This is a genomic window from Microlunatus sp. GCM10028923 (genome assembly GCF_042666975.1).
Taxonomy (GTDB): domain Bacteria; phylum Actinomycetota; class Actinomycetes; order Propionibacteriales; family Propionibacteriaceae; genus Microlunatus.
Map to the genome: position 1 here is coordinate 580,744 of NZ_JBHTFF010000001.1, position 17,014 is coordinate 597,757.

Here is a 17,014-nt window from a genome sequence, read left to right on the forward strand (position 1 = left end):
GATCCTTTCGGTTGGGCTATTCGAAGCGGAGGGCGTCGACCGGCTGCAGCCGCGCCGCGACCTGGGCCGGCCAGGTGCCGAAGACGATGCCGACCAGCGCGCTGAAGCCGAGGGCCAGCGCGAACGTCGCCGGTTCCAGGGTGAAGGCCCAGCCGCCGATCGCGGCGACGATCGCCGAGACGCCGATGCCGAGCCCGAGTCCGATCACACCTCCGGTCAGCGAGAGCACGGTGGCCTCGATGATGAACTGGATCAGGATGTGCCGCCGCCGGGCGCCGATGGCCCGGCGGATGCCGATCTCGATGGTCCGTTCCCGGACCGAGACCAGCATGATGTTCATGATCCCGATGCCGCCGACGACGAGGCTGATCGACGCGATGCCGCCGAGCAGCAGGGACAGGGTGGCCTGCACGGTGGCCAGGGTGCTGACCAGGGCGGCGAAGTTGGTCACGCTGAACGGCGCGTCGTCGTCGCTGCTCAGCGAATGCCGGGCCTTGAGCGTCGCGTTGATGCTGGCCTGGACCTCGTCGATCCGGGCGGGGTCCTCGACGACGATCGTGATGGTGCCGAGGTACGGGGTCGCGGCGAACATGCCGCGCGCCGTGGCGAGCGGGAGGTAGACCGTACCCTCGGCGCCGAAACCCTGCGAGTCGTCCAGGATGCCGACCAGCAGGAAGTCGCTGCCGGCCACGGTGATCGTCCGCCCGATGTCGGAGCTCCGTACGCCCAGCTCGTCGGCGGTGGCACTGCTGATCACGGCGGTACGGCTGTCGCCGGCCTCGGCCCAGTTGGGCAGGAACGCGCCGGCCGCCAGGGTCGGCGCCGCCACCTCGGCGTAGGTCGGGGAGACCCCGGTCAGGCTGGCCGTGGTCTCCTGCGATCCGAAGCCGACGGTTCCCCGGGTGGAGGACTGTCCAGTGGTCTGCGCGACGCCCGGCAGGGCGGCGATCGCGTCGTCGTCGGCGTCGGTGAGGTAGTCGGAGGACTGGGCCGACACCGTGATCCGGCTGGAGCCCAGGGCGGACAGGGAACCGGTGATCCCGCTGATCGCGCCGTTGACGATCGAGGTCAGCGCGACCAGGGACGCGACGCCGATGATCACCCCGAGCATGGTCAGGAACGAGCGCACCCGGGCGGCCAGGATCCGTTGCAGGGCGAGCCGGGCGATGGCGAGGACGTTCATGATCGGACTCCGGTCGCGGCGCGGGCGGCGGCCGGCCGGTCGAGCCGGTCGTCGCTGGTGATCAGGCCGTCCCGGAGGTGCACGTGCCGGGCCGCCACGGCCGCGACCTCGGCCTCGTGGGTGATCAACACGATCGTCCGGCCGTCGTCGTTGAGGCCTCGCAGGATCTCCATCACCATGTCCCCGGAGCGGCTGTCCAGGGCTCCGGTCGGCTCGTCGGCCAAGATCAACGCCGGGTCGGTGACGATGGCCCGGGCGATGGCGACCCGCTGCTGCTGGCCGCCCGACAGCATGGTTCGATCATGGTGCAGCCGGTCCGCCAGGCCGAGGTCACCGAGCACATCGGTGGCCAGCCGGCGGGCCGCCCGGCGGCTCATTCCCTGGTACAGCAGGGGAGACGCGACGTTCTCCAGGGCCGACATCCGGGGCAGCAGCTGGAACTGCTGGAAGACGAAGCCGATGGCGCGGCTGCGCAGTTCGGTCAGCGCGTCGTCGTCGAGCCGCTCGGTGTCGTAGCCGGCGATCTCGACCCGGCCCGCGGTCGGCCGGTCCAGGCAGCCGATCAGGTTCATCATGGTCGACTTGCCCGATCCGGACGGCCCGACGACGGCCAGGAACTCCCCGGGCTCGATGGCGAGCGACACCCCGGCGAGGGCCGACGTCACGGTCTCGCCGGTCAGGTAGTCCCGCCGGACCTCCGTCAGCCGGATCACCGACGTCATCGGCCCGTACCCTCGGCTGCCGCGCCGCCGGTGCCGCCGTCGTCGTCGAACGGTCCGCCGCCGAACGGGGCGGCCGGCGGCTGGGCGCCCTGACCGGCGTCGCCGATGATCACCGCGTCGCCGGCCCGGAGTCCCTTGCTGATCTCGACCCTGGTGTCGCCGACCAGCCCGACGGTGACCGGCCGGACCAGGACCGATCCGTCGGCCCGCAGCAGCCGTACGGTCGAGTCGCCGTTCTGGTCGGCCACCGCGGTCAACGGCACCGACAACACCTGGTCCCGGGAACTGATCGTGATCTTGGTACTGACGCTCATCCCGATCCGGGCGGACTTCGGCAGCCCGCTGACCCGGATGATCACCTGATAGGTCTGCACGGTGCCGTCCGATCCCGTACCGGACGATCCGGAGTCGGTGCTGGTGGCACTCTGCGCGATCTCCGCGATCGTCCCGTCGAAGCCCGTCCGGTCGGTGTCCAGGCTGAGCTCGACGTTCTTGTCCGCGGCCAGCCGGACGACGTCGTACTGGCTGACCTCGACGACGACCTCGGACCGGCCGACGCCGAGCGTGGCCACCTCGGTGAGGACGGCCTTCTTGGCCGACGTGACCGACCGGACGATGCCGTCGAACGGAGCCTCGACGTCGATCTTCTCGTCGTCGGCGTCGAGGACGACCGCGAGCACGTCACCCTTCTCGACCCGCTCTCCCGGACCGACCTTGACCTCGTCCAGGGTGTACGTCGCCGTCTCGGTCGAACTGGAGGACGAGCCCTGGGATCCGGCCTGCTCCGTCTCCTGGCCGTGCATGGCGAGCAGCACCGGATCGGCCTCCGGCCGGATCGAGTACGTGTAGCGATCCGCGATCACCCCGGTGTCGCTGACCGTCTTGCGGACCACGCCCTTGCCGACCGACTCGGTCTGATACGGACTTGCGGCCGTCGGCTCGGCCGGCCGTCCGGCCACCAGCCCCAGCCCGGCGGCGGCCACCCCGATCACTGCCAGGGTCGCTGTCACGACCCCGCGCGCTGCCCGTCCCATCGCGGCTCCTTCGCTTCGCCGGCCCGGTCGGCCGGTCTCCTTCGAGCCTGGCTCGGCGGGACCCGAAACACATCGTGCAGCCGGCGCAATCCGGCTACTGCGCCGGCAGTAGCCGGATCTACGCCGCTCGGGGGATCGATTGCGGGACGGATGTCGGGAATGATCGATGCAGCGCCGGCGCCGGTGCGTCCACTGCGGGGTGGTCGAGAGGAGATCAGCGTGGCCGGGACAAGCCCGCCGCACCCACCGTCGGTGCTGGCCAGCCCCTGGTCAGCGCTGCCGCCGCTGGTGCGTGACCTGGTGACCGCGGCGGTGCTGCTGGCCGGCAGCGTGGTACCGCAGTTGATCACGGTGCTGCGGACGGCGCCCTGGCTGATCGTCCTGTCCGCGACGGTGGCCGTCGGTGTGGTGCTGTTCCGTCGCCGATTCGACCTGATCACCTTCGCCGTCGCCGGTGCCACGCTGGTGCTGACCACCGTCGTCGACCACACCTATCCGGGCGCGATCCTGCCGGCGGCCGTCGCGCTGTACGCCGTCACCAGCCGGCGCGGCCGTCCGGTCGGCCTGATCTGTCTGATCAGCGCCGTCGTAGCGATCCTGCTCGCCTACCTGCTGTCGCCTCCCGCGACCTGGGGCGGCCCCGGGGACGGCCCGAACCCACTGACCGGACCGGCCCTGCTGACCGCGGCGGCGGCCCTGGGCGAGACGCACCGGGCCCGGCGGGCGTACATCAAGGAGATCACCGAGCGCGCCGAGCGGGCCGAGGCCACCCGGGAATCGGAGGCGCAGCGCCGGGTCGCCGAGGACCGGCTGCGGATCGCCCGTGACCTGCACGACGTGGTCGCCCATCAGATCGCCGTGATCAACCTGCAGGCCGGGGTCGCCTCGTCCGCGTTGCCCGATCGCCCCGAGGCGGCCGAGAGTTCGCTCAGGGTGGTGCGCGAGTCGGCCCGCTCGGTGCTGCAGGACATCGGCAGCCTGCTGGCGATGCTGCGCGACGAGTCCGACGGCCGGGCGGGACCGGTGACCGAACCGGTGGCCTCGCTGAGCCGGCTGGAGGAACTGGTCGAGGGCTTCCGCAGGGCCGGGCTGCGGGTCGACCTGACCGGGCCGGCTGCTCCCGGCACGGTGCCGCCGGCGGTCGATCTCGTGTCGTACCGGGTGATCCACGAGGTCCTCACCAACGCCCACAAGCACGGGACCGGCGAGGTCGGCCTGACGGTCCGCCGCGATCCGTACGCGCTGATGATCACCGCCGACAACCCGGCCCGGGCCGGTTCCGACCGCACCGGGGGCGAGGGCTGGGGACACGGGCTGCAGGGCATCCGGGAGCGGGTCGGGTCGGTCCGCGGCACCGCGGAGGTGTCCCGGGCGGACGGCCGGTTCTTGATCACGATCCGGATCCCGCTGACACCGGACCCGGCCGTTCGGGTCGCGGGCTCGGGACAGGCGCCCTGACATGACGATCAGCGTGATCATCGTGGACGACCAGACCTTGATCAGGTCCGCCGTACGCAGCCTGCTCGACGTCGATCCCGAGCTCACCGTCCTGGGCGAGGCCAGCAACGGCGCCGAGGCGGTGGAACTGGTCCGGCGGCTGCGCCCGGCCGTCGTCGTGATGGACATCCGGATGCCCGGGATGGACGGCATCGAGGCCACCCGGGTGATCACCGGCGACCCCGAGACGGCCGGCTGCCACGTCCTGATCCTGACCACGTTCGAAGATGATCACTACGTGTTCCAGGCCCTGCGTGCGGGCGCCAGCGGCTTCGTCGGCAAGGGAGCGGATCCGGAGGAACTCGTGCACGCGGTACGGACGGTCGCCCGCGGCGAGGCCCTGCTCTCGGCCCGGGCCACCCGGGCGTTGATCGACCGGTTCGTACCGCGGACGCCGCAGGCCGTACCGGAGACCTCGCCGGACACGGCCGGACTGACCGAACGCGAACGGGAGATCGTCGTCCTGGTGGCCCGCGGGCTGTCCAACGACGACATCGCCGAACAGTTGGTGATCAGCCCGCTCACCGTGAAGACCCACCTCAACCGGGCGATGGCGAAGCTGTCCGTGCACGACCGCGCCCAGCTCGTGATCTTCGCCTACGAGCACAACCTTTTCGGGCAGTACGGCAGCGCCCGGTCCACCGACCCGCGACCCGAGTGAACCGGCCGACCGGATGAATGCCAGCCTGCAACGGACGAGGTGACACAGGAGTCACTGGCGGCCGCCGCCCTGAACCGCGGCTTGCCCCGAGAAGAGGAGCTCCGATGGCGGGCAGCTCGCCGACCCCACCCCGATCGCGCCCACAGCGGAGCTCCGCCCTGTCACTCGTGGTGGCGCACCTTGATCATGGGGCGGTGGCTCGCCGGGTCCGCGACCCAGGCCGTCGCCGCCGGTCCGTTGTTGATCACTCGGGGTCGCCGGTTCGGCTGAGCCGGTCCGCGTCGGGGCCTCAGCGGTCGTGGCAGATCAGGCAGCCGCCCGGGTGCAGCAGGACCTGATGAGTCGGGCACCGGTCGACCGGATCGTCGACGGGCCAGTACCGGTCGGTCGGCTCGTCGGCGACGCTCGGCGGCAGCTCCCGGACCAGCGAGTCGACCCGGGCCAGGAACTCGATCAGGATCTCCCGGCTCGGGCGGTAGTCGAGGACGTCCCACCGGTGCCCGGTCGCCGCGGTCGCCAGGACATCGCGGAGGAATCCTTGCTGGGCGGCGAATTCCGCCCTCGACCAGCCGATGTCCTCGAGCTCGAGGTCGACGGCGCCACGGCCGAAGATCGCCTGGTCCCGGCCGGCGATCCAGCTGATCAGCCGTCGTTGCCACGGCGTCGAGGCCAGGTCGGTACCGGCGATCACGATCACGCTGTACAGGACGGCGGTCGCCGCGTTGCTCAGGTGCACCCAGCGATCGCGCGGCTGGCCGCGGCTCCCGATGACGTTGCCCATCAGGCGATCCGGTCGATGATCACCTTCTGCTCCGGTACGGAAGCGGCGGTGATCGCCCAGCCGCCGTCGAGGGCCTCCCGGGCCCGGGCGAACCGCTCCGGGGTGTCCGTGTGCAGCGTGAGCAAGGGCTGGCCGGCGGTCACCCGGTCGCCGGGCTTGGCGTGCAGCTGGACCCCGGCCGCGGCCTGCACCGGGTCCTCCTTGCGGGCCCGGCCGGCGCCCAGCCGCCAGGCCGCGATCCCCACGGCGTAGGCGTCGAGGGCGGCCAGGATGCCGTCCTCCGGGGCGGTGATCACCTCGGTCTCGCGGGCGGTCGGCAGCGGTGCGTCCGGGGCGCCGCCCTGCGCGATGATCATGGAACGCCAGGCGTCCATGGCCCGGCCCGAAGCGAGCGCGTCGGCCGGGTCCTGATCATTGCGGCCGGCGCCGGCCAGCATCTCCCGGGCCAGCGCGAGGGTCAGCTCGACCACGTCGGCCGGCCCGCCGCCGGCCAGCACCTCGACCGACTCGGCGACCTCGAGCGCATTGCCGGCGGTCAGGCCGAGCGGGGTGGACATGTCGGTGACCAGCGCCACCGTACGCACACCGGCGGCGCCGCCGAGCTCGACCATGGTCCGGGCCAGCGTGCGGGCGTCCTCGGGCTGCTTCATGAACGCGCCGGAGCCGACCTTGACGTCGAGCACCAGGGCGCCGGTGCCCTCGGCGATCTTCTTGCTCATGATCGACGACGCGATCAGCGGGATCGACTCGACGGTCCCGGTCACGTCGCGGAGCGCGTACAGCTTCGCGTCCGCCGGCGCCAGCCCGGCCCCGGCGGCGCAGATCACCGCGCCCACCTGTTCCAGCTGCCGCAGCATCTCCTCGTTGCTCAGCCGGGCCCGCCAGCCCGGGATGGACTCCAGCTTGTCCAGCGTGCCGCCGGTGTGGCCGAGCCCGCGCCCGGACAGCTGCGGCACCGCCACCCCGCAGGCCGCCACCAGCGGAGCCAGCGGCAGCGTGATCTTGTCGCCCACCCCGCCGGTCGAGTGCTTGTCCGCGGTCGGCCGGGACAGTCCGGAGAAGTCGAGCCGCTCGCCGGTGCCGATCATGGCCTGGGTCCAGCGGGCCAGCTCGGTGCCGTCCAGGCCGCGGAAGAAGATCGCCATCGCCAGCGCCGACATCTGTTCCTCGGCGATCGCGCCACGGGTGTACGCGTCGATCAGCCAGTCGATCTCCGCCTCGGCGAGAATCCCGCCGTCGCGCTTGGTCCGGATCAGATCGACCGTGTCGAAGGGCTCTGCCGTCATGCGAGCGAGTATGCCTGAGCCGGACCCGAATCGTGCCCTGAGCTTGTCGAAGGGCCAGGCCGGATGTGGCTGGCCCTTCGACAAGCTCAGGGAGCGTTGTGGCTTGCCCTGCGATGATCGGACCATGCCCATGTTCCTGGTGACGATGGCGGAGCCGGCCCACTTCGACCGATGGGAGGCGATGGCGGAACCGGACCAGCAGGCCGTGTTCGATGCGTGCGCGGCCTTCGTCGCTGCCGTACGGGAACGCGGGTCGGTGCACTACGGCGACGCGCTGGCCCGGCCCGACCGGGCCGTCACCGTGCGACCGGGCCCGGCGGCCGACCGGGTCGCGGCTCCGGGACCGTACGCCGAAACGGACCTGCAGCCGCATGGCATCTACGTCGTCGAACTGCCCGATCTGGATGCGGCCGTGGCGGCGGCGCGGCTGCTCCCGGAGCCGTGCAGCATCGAGGTCCGGCCGCTGCTCGACGTGTACCACCACGCCCACCAGCCGGGCTGACGCTGCGGCTACTGTGTCGCCATGCGCATCGCACGTTTCACCGCCGGCTCGGATCCGCAGTACGGCATCGTCGAACTCGCCGAGGACGGCGGCCAGCACCCCGACACGGTGGCCGTCCTGAACGGAGACCCGCTCGCGACCCCGGTCCAGCTGACCGGCGAACGGATCGAGCTCGACGCGGTCCGGCTGCTCGCCCCGGTGATCCCGCGCAGCAAGATCGTCGCGGTCGGCCGGAACTACGCGGCGCACGCGGCCGAGCTCGGCAACGAGGTGCCGGCCGTGCCGCTCACCTTCTTCAAGCCGAACACGTCGGTGATCGGGCCGGGGGAGTCGATCATCCACCCGGACACCAGCAACGAGGTCAGCTTCGAGGGCGAACTGGCGATCGTGATCGGCCGGATCGCCAAGGAGGTGCCGGCCGCCCGGGCCAAGGAGGTGATCTTCGGCTACACGATCGCCAACGACGTCACCGCGCGGGACCTGCAGAAGTCCGACGGGCAGTGGGCGCGGGCCAAGGGGTACGACACGTTCTGCCCGCTCGGGCCGTGGATGACCACCCACCAGAGCATCGAGGAGGTCAGCGACCTCACGATCCGAACCACGCTGGACGGCGAGGAACGGCAGAACGGCTCGACCAGCCTGATGATCCGCAAGATCCCCGAACTGATCGAGTACATCTCCTCCTACACGACCCTGCTGCCCGGCGACGTGATCCTGACCGGCACCCCGGAGGGGGTTGGCGTGATGAAGGCGGGGCAGGAGGTCAGCGTGGAGATCGACGGGATCGGTATCCTGACCAACCTGGTCACCGGCGGTTCCGGGACCAGCACCACGTCCGCTGACTGACCAGACTGAACTGTAAGGAACGCTCGATGACCCCCGACCCGGTGCTGGGCGACCTGGCACCCGAACAAGTCCGCGTCCGGTTCCCACCGTCGCCGACCGGAAACCTGCACATCGGCAACGTCCGGAGTGCCTTGTACAACTGGGTTTTCGCCCGGCATCACGGCGGCACGTTCGTGCTCCGGATCGAGGACACCGACGCCGAACGCAACCTGGCCGAGTCCTACCGCAACATCTACGACTCGCTGAGCTGGCTCGGGCTGGACTGGGACGAGGGTCCGGAGCGGGGCGGGGAGTACGGGCCGTACCTGCAGTCCGAACGCCGCGGGACCCACGACGACATCGCCGCCCGGTTGCTCGAAGCCGGGCTGGCGTACAAGTGCTTCGACACGCCGGCCGAACTGGAGGCGCGGCAGAAGGACCGGCCGAAGGGCGCGCCGCAGGGGTACGACGGCATCCACCGCAACCTGACGCCGGAGCAGGTGGCCGAGTTCGAGGCGCAGGGCAAGCCGTACGTGATCCGGATGAAGACGCCCGAGTCCGGCGCGATCACGTTCACCGACCTGGTCCGCGGCGAGGTCTCCTTCGACGCTGCGCACCAGCAGGACTACGTCATCGTGCGGGCGAACGGGAACCCGCTCTACACGCTGGTCAACCCGGTGGACGACGCCCTGATGGGGATCACCCACGTGCTCCGCGGCGAGGACCTGTTGCCCTCGACGCCCCGGCAGATCGTGCTCTACCGGGCGCTCGCCGAGATCGGCGTCGGCTCCGGCCGGATCCCGATCTTCGGCCACCTGCCGACCGTGCTGGGTGAGGGCAACAAGCGCCTGTCCAAGCGGGACCAGGGCGGCGGCCTCGCCGAGTACCAGGAGAAGGGCTACCTGCCGGAGGGCCTGCTCAACTACCTGGCCCTGCTCGGCTGGGGCATCGCCGACGACCGCGACGTGTTCACGATCGACGAGATGGTCAAGGCCTTCGACATCCGCAAGGTGAACGCCAGCCCGGCCCGGTTCGACCCGAAGAAGTGCGAGGCGATCAACGCCGAGCACATCCGGCTGTTGACGCCCGAGGCGTTCGTCGAGCACCTGACCGGCTTCCTCGGCCGGGCCGGCGTGATCGGCGACCCGGCGACCGACGCCGAGCAGAAGTTGATCACCGACGTGGCGCCGCTGATCCAGGAGCGGATCAACACACTGTCCGACTCGGTCGCCATGATCGACTTCCTGTTCGCCACCGACGACAAGATCGTCATCGCCGACGACGCCGGGCTGAAGCCGGACTCGGCGCCGGTCCTGGACGCGACGATCGCGGCGCTGTCCGGGTTGGCCACCTTTGATCATGAGGCGATCGAGGCCGCGTTGCGCGCGGCGCTGGTGGACGGCCTCGGACTGAAGCCGCGGCACGCGTTCGGTCCGGTCCGTGCGGCGGTGACCGGGAAGCGGATCTCGCCGCCGCTGTTCGAGTCGCTGGAACTGCTGGGCCGGGAGTCGACGCTGGCCCGGCTCACCGCGGCACGCGCGGGTCTCGGCGGATGAACGACCGACGCCGGCAGCGGTCGGGCAACCCGGCGGTCCGCGGCGGCGCCGCCGATCCGAAGGCTCCCGCGAAGGCACCGGTGCCGCGGCCGCAGCCGAAGGTGCGGACCACCGGCCGCGCTCCGGGCGGCATGTTCGACGACGCGCTGGAGATCCCGGCCGCCGGGCTGACGTACCCGCAACTGCTCCGGGTGCCCGGCTCGGCCTGGTGGCGGTCGTTGCTCGGCGTCGCCTGCGGCCTCGCCCTGTTCCTGCTGCTCACGACGGTGATCAACCAGGCGATCGTGTTCGGCTTCTGGGCGGTGGGCTCGCCGCAGACCCCGTACGGGGACTACGTCGCGGCCGCCAACAGGTTCGAGACGCCGGTCGGGATGCTCGGCGCGAACCTCGGCCTGGCGACCTTGATCGTGATCTGCGCGGTGCTGATGCCGCTGGTGCACCGGGTCAACCCGCGCTGGCTGATCTCGGTCGAGTCGCACCTGCGCGGGCGCTACTTCGCGATCTGCCTCGCCCTCGGCATCGTCGCCCCGGTGCTGATCCAGGGACTCTCGATGCTGGTCGAGGGGGTCCCGGTGATCAAGCTGAATGATCATTTCTGGCTCTTCCTGATCGTGATCATCCTGACCTCGCCGCTGCAGGCCGCGGCCGAGGAGGTCTTCTTCCGCGGCTACCTGCTGCAGGCGCTGGGCGGCGTGATGAAGACTCCGTGGTTCGGCATCGTCACGTCGTCGTTGATCTTCGCGCTGTTCCACGGCGTGCAGAACCCGGCCCTGTTCGTCGACCGGTTCGCGTTCGGGCTGCTGGCGGCGATCCTGGTCTGGCGGACCGGCGGCCTCGAGGCGGGCATCGGGGCGCACATCGCGAACAACGTGCTGGCCTATCTGCTGGCCGGTCTGACCGGAACGATCTCCGCGACCCGCGGGATCCGGGAGATCGGCTGGGAGAACGCCGCGTTCGACGTCGGCGGCTTCGCCCTGTTCGGCCTGCTGGCCTGGCTGGTCGCGTCCCGGCTCAAGCTGCCGCGCACGGTTCCGCCCTCGCCCTGACAGGATTACGTAGGGTAGCCTAACCTTCTCGATCGAGGGGGTTGCTGTGGCACGGACGAATCTCACGGCTCGACGGATCAAGCCGGAGACCACCGAGTTGATCATGGTACGGGTGCTGCGCCGGGAGGTGATCTCGGAGCACTTCGTCCGGGTCACCGTCGGGGGAGCGGACCTGGCCCGGTTCGTGCCGCTCGGCTTCGACCAGTGGTTCCGGCTGTTCCTGCCGGTGCCCGGCGGCACCCTGGAACGGGTGCCGAGCCGGCTGACCACGCTGTCGTACGCACGCTTCCTGACCGTGGCCAGGCTGGAGCGGCCGGTGCTGCGGAACTACACCGTGCGCGCCTTCCGGCCCGCCGGTCCCGAGGGCCCGGAGCTCGACATCGACTTCGTCCGGCACGGTTCGGCCGCCGACGGTACCGCCGGCCCGGCCACGGTCTGGGCCGAGACGTGCGCACCCGGCGACCTGGCCGCACTGCTCGACGAGGGCGTCGGCTTCAACCCGCCGGGGGACACCGACCGGCTGGTCCTGGTCACCGACGAGACCGGACTGCCGGCCGCCGCCGGCATCCTGGCCTCGCTGCCCGAAGGCACCCGCGGCACTGCCGTGATCGAACTCCCGGCCGCCGGTGACCGGCAGGACCTCACGGTGCCGTTCGGGGTCGAGGTCACCTGGGTGACCCGCGCCGATCCGGCCGCCGTCCCCGGCTGCGCGGCCCTGGCTACGGCCGTCGAGCTCGCCGGTCCCGGCAATACCGGCTACGGCTGGGTGGTCGGCGAACAGTCTCTCGCGACGGGCCTCCGGCGACACTGGGTGCGCACCGGAACTCCCAAGGATCGCGTCATGTTCTGCGGCTACTGGCGGCACCCCTGAGCCTCGCCGAGCGGCCGCCCGGCTGAGCCGGTCGGCCCGAAGTTGATCATGATCGACGTAGGCGGACCCTTGACATAATTAGTTGCGCGATTAATCATAAAGGGGTAGCTGCCCGGTGTTTCGGGCGCAGATCCAGATCCCAGCAACGTTGCCCGGGAGTCACTGATGGTCCTGATGGAAGCCACCCGTTCCCTCGGCGGGGGCGAGCCGCCGCGAGGTGGGCCGACCCGAGCCGGCGCCAGTGGGGGATCGGTCCGACTGCGGCGAAGCCTCGTCGGCTACGCGTTCCTGACGCCGTGGTTGATCGGCTTCGTCGTGTTCACCCTCGGCCCGATGATCGCCTCGCTCTACCTGTCGTTCACCGACTACAACTTCCTGCAGCCGCCGGAGCCGGTCGGGCTGGAGAACTACCTGCGGATGTTCGGCGGCGATCCACGGTTCGGGAAAGCGATCCTGGTGACGATCACGTACGTGATCATCTCGGTGCCGCTGCAGTTGTTGTTCGCGCTCGGCCTGGCCCTGCTGCTGGATCGGGCGATCGCCGGGGTCACCGTCTACCGGGCGATCTTCTACCTGCCGTCGCTGCTCGGCACCAGCGTCGCGGTGGCCGTCCTCTGGCGAACGGTGTTCGGCCAGGAGGGACTGGTCAACGCGGCGCTCGGGTTCCTCGGGGTCGAGGTGTCGAAGAGTTGGGTCGGCAGTCCGGACACGGCCCTGTTCACCCTGGTCGCGCTGAACGTGTGGACCTTCGGCTCGCCCATGATCATCTTCCTGGCCGGGCTGCGCCAGATCCCGACGATCTACTACGAGGCCGCCGCCGTCGACGGCGCCGGACCGCTGCGCCGCTTCGGGATGATCACCATCCCGCTGCTCACGCCGGTGATCTTCTTCAACCTGATCCTGCAGACGATCGGCGCCTTCCAGGCGTTCGTCCCGGCCTACATCGTCAGCGGGGGATCCGGCGGGCCGGCGGACTCGACCCTGTTCTACACCCTGTATCTCTACCAGCGGGGGTTCGCCAGCTTCGACATGGGCTACGCCTCGGCGATGGCCTGGCTGCTACTGGTCGCGATCGCCCTGGTCACCGGGCTGAACTTCCTGCTGTCCCGGTTCTGGGTCTTCTACTCCGACGAGGCACGATGAGTGCGCCGCGGACGGGCCGGCCGGCCCGGCGACAGCGGTCGCTGCCGCGGTCCATCGCGCTGCACGCCGTCGTGATCCTGCTCGCCGTCGGGATGCTGTACCCGCTGGCCTGGATGGTGATCAGCTCCCTCCGCTCGAACGACGTGATCTTCAGCGACCCGACCCTGATCCCGTCGTCGGTCTCGCTGGAGAACTACGTCGTCGGCTGGAACAGCCAGCAGTTCCCGTTCGGTCGCTACTTCCTGAACTCGTTCCTGATCACCGCGTTGACCATCGTCGGCAACCTGGTCGCCTGCTCGCTCACCGCGTACGCCTTCGCCCGGCTCTCCTTCGTCTTCAAGGGGTTCTGGATGGCGATCATGCTGATCACGATCATGCTGCCGGAGCACGTGACGATCGTGCCGCAGTACGTCTTGTTCTCCGAGCTGAACTGGCTGAACACGTTCCTGCCGCTGACGGTGCCGAAGTTCTTCGCGGTCGAGGCCTTCTTCATCTTCCTGATGGTGCAGTTCATCCGCGGCCTGCCCCGGGAGATCGACGAGGCCGCCGCCCTGGACGGCTGCGGCCCGTTCGCGATCTACTGGCGGATCCTGCTCCCGTTGATCACCCCGGCGCTCGCGACGACCGCGATCTTCAGCTTCATCTGGACCTGGAACGACTTCTTCCGCCCGTTGATCTTCCTCACCGACGCCAGCCTGTTCACGGTGCCGCTGGCCGTACGGTTGTTCGTCGACGCGACCGGCGGCACCAACTGGGGAGCGCTGTTCGCGATGTCGGTGCTGTCGCTGCTGCCGATCTTCGTGTTCTTCGTCCTCGGCCAACGGTTCCTGATCCGTGGCATCGCCACCACCGGACTGAAGTGAGGTCCGATGAACTGGCGTGACGCGACGACGGCCGACCTGCTGCGGTGGCATCCCGGCCGCACCCGCCGCACCTCCGCGCGACCGAACGGCCGGGTCGCCGTGCTGGTCGACTGGCTGGGCCGGCCCGCGCGGGTGGCGGCCCTGAACGGCATGATCATCCTGGCCGGCCTGGCGGTGGTCACCTGGCCGGCGGCGATGGCCGCCGCGATCGCGGCGGACCGGGGGGACACCGGCCGGCTCTGGAGCCGGTACTGGATCGCCTTCGGGCGGTGCCTGCGGTCCGGCCTGGTCGCCTCGGCGGTGCTGCTGCCGGTGCTGGGCGTGATCGGGCTGAACCTGTGGTTCCTGGCCGGCCGCCCGGGCGTGGCCGCGGCCGCGTTATGGCTGCTGAACCTGAGCTTTCTCGGCCTGTGGTGGTGCCTGGCGGCCGCGACGGCCCGGTCGATCGCCGCCCGGCCCGACGCCCGGCTGGTCGCCAGGCTGCGGCCGATCATGGTCGACCTGCTGGCGCGTCCGAGCCGGTCCGCGACCACCGCGCTGCTCGGCCTGGCCGTCGCCGCCTTGATCATCTCCGCGCCGCTGCTCGGCAGCTGCTTCGCGGCCGGGCTGACGGCCGTCGCCTGGTCCCGGCTGGGCGGCCTCCCCACCGACGAAGGAGAAACCCATGCCGACCGGTGATCCTCGACTCCGCGCCGTGTTCCTCGGCGTCACCCACCCGCACGCCCGGGCCTGGGCGACGGCGGCCGCCCGCCATGCCGAGGTGGAACTGGTGGGCGCCTACGACCCCGACCACGGTGCCGCCGCCGAGTTCGCGCGCACGTACCGGTGCGCCACGCTGACGGAGCCGGCCGTCGACCCGGCCGAGCACGACCTGGTGATCGTGGACGGCCGGAACGACCAGGCCCGTGAGCTGGCCCTGATCGGCGTCCGCGCGGGCCGCCCGGTCTTCATCGAGAAGACCGGCGGGCGGTCCGCGCGCGAGCTGTACCAGGTGGCGGCCGAAGCGCGGGACCGCGACGTGATCACCCAGCTCGGCTACTTCCTGCGCTACTCGACCGCGGTCGTCGAGGCCCGTGAGCTGGTCGCCGCCGGTGGCTTCGGCCGGCTCTCGCTGGCCCGGTTCCATGCGGCGATCCCGCACCAGGCGTGGCAGAGCATGGCCGGCTGGTTCGGCGACCCGACGCAGGTGGTCGGCCCGTTCACGGAGGCCGGCTGCCATCTGATCGACATCGTCCGGATGATCTTCGGCGATCCGCAGTCGGTGACCGCCGGTGCCGCGAGCTGGCAGCAGCCACCGAACCATGCCGAGGACGTCCTGGCCGCGATCCTGCGCTACGACGGGATGATCGCGACCGTCGACTTCACCGCCCACGAGGCGAACCCGTGGAACGTCAGCTGGGGCATCGAGTTGTACGGCACCACCGGTACGGCGACGTTCGGGCTGACTCCGGCCCGGTCGGCGATCAGCCACGGCACCCATCGGTGGACGGAACACAGCACGGCCGGCGGCGACGAGGCCGATCATCGGAACGTCGTCGCCGCCGAGAACGAAGCCCTGATGGAACGGGGCATGGACGCCTTCGTCGAGGCCGTTCGGGGCCGCGCGGCGGTGCCCGTGGACGCCTGGTCCGGCGCCGGGACGTTGTCCCTGATCGAGCGCATCCTGGCCGCGGCGCACCGAGGCGTGTGAAGTTTCATGATCACCAACCCGCAGGACACAACGAGGTGAGGACCATGATCGACCGAAGATCGCTGTTGACCGCCGGTGGCCTGGCCGGGCTGGCCGCGCTGGCCGGGTGCAGCGGCCAGGACGGCGCCGGCCAGCCGGAGAACGACGCCGAGGCCAAACAACTGCGCTTCGCGTGGTGGGGCCACGAGGAGATGAACCGCACCACCCGGGAGGCGCTGGAGCTCTACCACCAGCAGAAGGACCTGGTCACGCTCACGCCGGAGAACGCGTCCTGGGACGACTTCTGGGACCGGATGGCGACCCAGATCGCCGGCCGGAACGGGCCGGACTGCTTCCAGATGTCGAACCAGATGATCGTGGACTACGCCGAACGGGGCGCGCTGCTCGACCTGGAACCGTACATCGGGGAAGAGATCGACCTCGCCGGCTGGGACGAGAACCTGCGTGGGTACGGGATCATCGATGACGCCCGGGCCGGGGTGCCGATCAGCACCGATGCCTTCATGATCATGTACGACGTCACGGTGATCGAGAAGCTCAAGATCACGATGCCGGAGGCGTCCTGGACCTGGGACGACCTGGCCGCGCGGTCGGCCGAGATCAAGGAGGCCGGCGGCGGCGAGCTCTGGGGCATGTCGGACGGCTCCGGCAAGTACGAGCTGCTGGAACCCTGGGTCCGCGGCCGGGGCAAGAGCTTCTACGCCTTCGACGCCGACCCGGTCACGCTCGGATTCGAGCGGGACGATCTCGGCGACTTCCTGCAGTGGTGGGCCGATCGCAGGGCCGAGGGGGCCTGCGTCCCGCCGGACGTCGCCGCCGAGGACGACGGCCACGAGACCAGCGCGCTGGTGACCGGCAAGGCGCCGATCTACTTCACCACCAGCAGCGAACTGCTCGGCGTCCGGGCGCTGACCGAGCACCCGTGCCAGGCGATGCCGGTCCCGGATCAGGCCGGCGGCGAGAAGAAGGCCAACTTCGTCCGGCCCAACCTGTTCATGAGCGCCTGGACCGGGACCAAGTATCCGCGGGAGTGTGCGCGGTTCCTGAACTTCTGGATCAACGATCCCGGCGCCGTCGACGTGATCGGGGCGTCGCGCGGCGTACCGCCGAGCCCGAAGTCGGCCGAGCGGCTGGCCACGAAGGTCGAGCCGGCCGACGTCCGCAGCCCGTTCGAGTACGTCGAACTGATCCGCGAGCTCGGCTCGCCGATGGACGGCCTGACCCCGAAGTCCGGCCGCGACGTCTACAACCTGCTGCAGCGCACCGCGGAGGGCGTGCGGTTCGGGCAGACCTCCGTACCGCAGGCCGTGGAGGCGTTCTTCACCGAAGCCGCCTCCCTGCTCTCCTCCTGAAA

Annotated in this window: 17 protein-coding genes; 12 read left to right on the forward strand and 5 right to left on the reverse strand. The window is 70.5% G+C overall.

Annotated features, from left to right (window positions below; genetic code table 11):
* Positions 1-16: 16 nt before the first annotated feature.
* Genes ACFQU4_RS02630 through ACFQU4_RS02640 form a run of 3 tightly spaced genes read right to left on the reverse strand, consistent with a single transcriptional unit; the run spans position 17 to position 2,939 of the window.
* Positions 17-1,183, reverse strand: coding sequence for an ABC transporter permease (locus ACFQU4_RS02630; RefSeq protein ID WP_377486544.1), 1,167 nt, complete (start codon positions 1,181-1,183; stop codon positions 17-19).
* Positions 1,180-1,905, reverse strand: coding sequence for an ABC transporter ATP-binding protein (locus tag ACFQU4_RS02635; protein ID WP_377486547.1), 726 nt, complete (start codon positions 1,903-1,905; stop codon positions 1,180-1,182). Before ACFQU4_RS02635 ends, ACFQU4_RS02630 begins: the two co-directional genes overlap by 4 nt.
* Complete coding sequence (locus ACFQU4_RS02640) at positions 1,902-2,939, reverse strand: hypothetical protein (RefSeq protein ID WP_377486550.1); 1,038 nt, start codon at positions 2,937-2,939, stop codon at positions 1,902-1,904. Before ACFQU4_RS02640 ends, ACFQU4_RS02635 begins: the two co-directional genes overlap by 4 nt.
* 219 nt (positions 2,940-3,158) lie before the next feature.
* Between ACFQU4_RS02640 and ACFQU4_RS02645 the strand changes: the two genes are divergently transcribed.
* Entirely contained in the window at positions 3,159-4,397 is a 1,239-nt protein-coding gene (locus tag ACFQU4_RS02645; protein ID WP_377486553.1) for a sensor histidine kinase, read from the forward strand.
* 1 nt (position 4,398) lies between these two features.
* Positions 4,399-5,097, forward strand: coding sequence for a response regulator (locus tag ACFQU4_RS02650; protein WP_377486556.1), 699 nt, complete (start codon positions 4,399-4,401; stop codon positions 5,095-5,097).
* 289 nt (positions 5,098-5,386) lie between these two features.
* Here ACFQU4_RS02650 and ACFQU4_RS02655 read toward each other — a convergent pair whose 3' ends face one another.
* Positions 5,387-5,878 carry a hypothetical protein gene (locus ACFQU4_RS02655; protein WP_377486559.1) on the reverse strand — a complete coding sequence of 164 codons (492 nt, stop codon included), beginning with the start codon at positions 5,876-5,878 and terminating at the stop codon, positions 5,387-5,389.
* On the reverse strand, positions 5,878-7,164 hold the full coding sequence (locus ACFQU4_RS02660) for a thymidine phosphorylase (RefSeq protein ID WP_377486562.1): 1,287 nt from the start codon (positions 7,162-7,164) through the stop codon (positions 5,878-5,880). The genes ACFQU4_RS02655 and ACFQU4_RS02660 overlap by 1 nt, the downstream gene beginning before the upstream one ends.
* A gap of 124 nt (positions 7,165-7,288) precedes the next feature.
* Between ACFQU4_RS02660 and ACFQU4_RS02665 the strand changes: the two genes are divergently transcribed.
* The 10 genes from ACFQU4_RS02665 to ACFQU4_RS02710 all read left to right on the forward strand — a co-directional run bounded on the left by ACFQU4_RS02665 (position 7,289) and on the right by ACFQU4_RS02710 (position 17,012).
* Positions 7,289-7,666 (forward strand): YciI family protein, encoded by a 378-nt coding sequence (locus ACFQU4_RS02665; protein ID WP_377486565.1) that lies wholly within the window; start codon positions 7,289-7,291, stop codon positions 7,664-7,666.
* Positions 7,667-7,687: 21 nt separating this feature from the next.
* The gene (locus ACFQU4_RS02670; RefSeq protein ID WP_377486568.1) at positions 7,688-8,512 is read left to right on the forward strand and encodes a fumarylacetoacetate hydrolase family protein; all 825 of its coding nucleotides are present in this window, start codon (positions 7,688-7,690) and stop codon (positions 8,510-8,512) included.
* A gap of 26 nt (positions 8,513-8,538) precedes the next feature.
* Positions 8,539-10,047: a glutamate--tRNA ligase gene (gene gltX / locus ACFQU4_RS02675; RefSeq protein WP_377486571.1), complete on the forward strand. Its 1,509-nt coding sequence runs from the start codon at positions 8,539-8,541 to the stop codon at positions 10,045-10,047.
* Positions 10,044-11,093: a CPBP family intramembrane glutamic endopeptidase gene (locus tag ACFQU4_RS02680; RefSeq protein WP_377486574.1), complete on the forward strand. Its 1,050-nt coding sequence runs from the start codon at positions 10,044-10,046 to the stop codon at positions 11,091-11,093. The genes gltX and ACFQU4_RS02680 overlap by 4 nt, the downstream gene beginning before the upstream one ends.
* 46 nt (positions 11,094-11,139) lie before the next feature.
* Complete coding sequence (locus ACFQU4_RS02685) at positions 11,140-11,964, forward strand: siderophore-interacting protein (RefSeq protein WP_377486576.1); 825 nt, start codon at positions 11,140-11,142, stop codon at positions 11,962-11,964.
* A gap of 174 nt (positions 11,965-12,138) precedes the next feature.
* Positions 12,139-13,107 carry a carbohydrate ABC transporter permease gene (locus tag ACFQU4_RS02690; protein WP_377487338.1) on the forward strand — a complete coding sequence of 323 codons (969 nt, stop codon included), beginning with the start codon at positions 12,139-12,141 and terminating at the stop codon, positions 13,105-13,107.
* Positions 13,104-13,970, forward strand: coding sequence for a carbohydrate ABC transporter permease (locus ACFQU4_RS02695; RefSeq protein ID WP_377486579.1), 867 nt, complete (start codon positions 13,104-13,106; stop codon positions 13,968-13,970). The genes ACFQU4_RS02690 and ACFQU4_RS02695 overlap by 4 nt, the downstream gene beginning before the upstream one ends.
* Before the next feature lie 6 nt (positions 13,971-13,976).
* On the forward strand, positions 13,977-14,648 hold the full coding sequence (locus ACFQU4_RS02700; protein WP_377486582.1) for a hypothetical protein: 672 nt from the start codon (positions 13,977-13,979) through the stop codon (positions 14,646-14,648).
* Complete coding sequence (locus ACFQU4_RS02705; protein WP_377486585.1) at positions 14,635-15,660, forward strand: Gfo/Idh/MocA family protein; 1,026 nt, start codon at positions 14,635-14,637, stop codon at positions 15,658-15,660. Before ACFQU4_RS02700 ends, ACFQU4_RS02705 begins: the two co-directional genes overlap by 14 nt.
* Before the next feature lie 44 nt (positions 15,661-15,704).
* Entirely contained in the window at positions 15,705-17,012 is a 1,308-nt protein-coding gene (locus ACFQU4_RS02710; RefSeq protein WP_377486589.1) for an ABC transporter substrate-binding protein, read from the forward strand.
* Positions 17,013-17,014 lie beyond the last annotated feature (2 nt).